The following is a 1,121-nucleotide window of genomic DNA, read 5'->3' on the forward strand; positions in this document are numbered from 1 at the left end:
TACCAAGCGATACTAAATACTTAAAACAATGGCTCGATTTAAATTTAATAGCAAATTTTAATGATGCTTATAATTTTTTATTATCTACAATTTTGCACATAGAACAATTTTCAATAAAAAAACTAAAATCCTACCCTCAACTTGTCGGAAAAATCGCTTATATTTATTATAGGTTTGATTTAGCGAAAATATACTTCCAAGTCAAACCAACAAAGAATATACAAATAAAATATGGGGATTATTTTCAAGATATAATTTACTATGAAAATACAATTAAAAAGACAACACAAAAATACAACTATGATCCCAATAAAAATTATCCTATTGCGTATTGGGAAAAATTAATTAAAGAAATCTACAATCAATTTAAATTAAATATAAAAACAGAATTTATCTCATCAAATGATAATAGCCTATTTGGTTTTTATAATCAAGACAAAGCTATTATTGAAATCAATATAAACAATATAGAAAATACAGAGGAAATGTTAAAAACTATTATACACGAAATACGACACGCATACATACACCAAAAAAAGCCAAATAATGATGTCTTGCAACACTATATTTATTATAGTAATCAATATATTTATTTTAATAAAACAGAACAAAAATTTGGAAATAAAACAACACCAGATATTTATTTTTTTCAGCCAAGCGAAGCAGAAGCTAGAGCAATAGAAGAAAGTATCATCAAGGAGTTATGATGAGATACAAGGAACCAGATACAAAAAAACACGAACAATTTTTACAAACTAGAAAAGAACCAAATGCACTTTATTTAGGTGTAAATACTAATATAAAATGTTTTAACAATATATGTCCTAGTGAAAAAAATTATTGGTATTTTTTCAACCATATTGATTTAGAAAACAAAATCAACATTACATATAATCCCAAATTTGGCATTTATTTAGGTAAAATCATTTTTAACAAAAAAGGTAACAAACTCATTCCAAAATATATACCTACAAGCATTGAAAATTTAGAAGAAGAGATTAAAAAAATCAAAAATCCTCTATGGATAGCTGAAAAAAATGATAATTATGTTAAACCTGAAGTGATTTTTTTTGAAGATACTATTCTTGGTAAAAAAATAAAAACAACTAGAGGCAATTACT

At 24.4% G+C, this 1,121-nt stretch carries 2 pseudogenes; both read left to right on the forward strand.

The features are described 5' to 3' along the window. Positions 1-707, forward strand: a pseudogene (locus L8X40_RS08340) (hypothetical protein); the annotation flags it as partial. Continuing rightward, a pseudogene (locus L8X40_RS08345) lies at positions 707-1,121 on the forward strand (hypothetical protein); the annotation flags it as partial. The pseudogenes L8X40_RS08340 and L8X40_RS08345, both read left to right, overlap by 1 nt.

It is taken from the genome of Campylobacter sp. CNRCH_2013_0855 (assembly GCF_025773025.1).
In the GTDB taxonomy this organism is placed as follows: Bacteria; Campylobacterota; Campylobacteria; order Campylobacterales; family Campylobacteraceae; genus Campylobacter_D; species Campylobacter_D jejuni_C.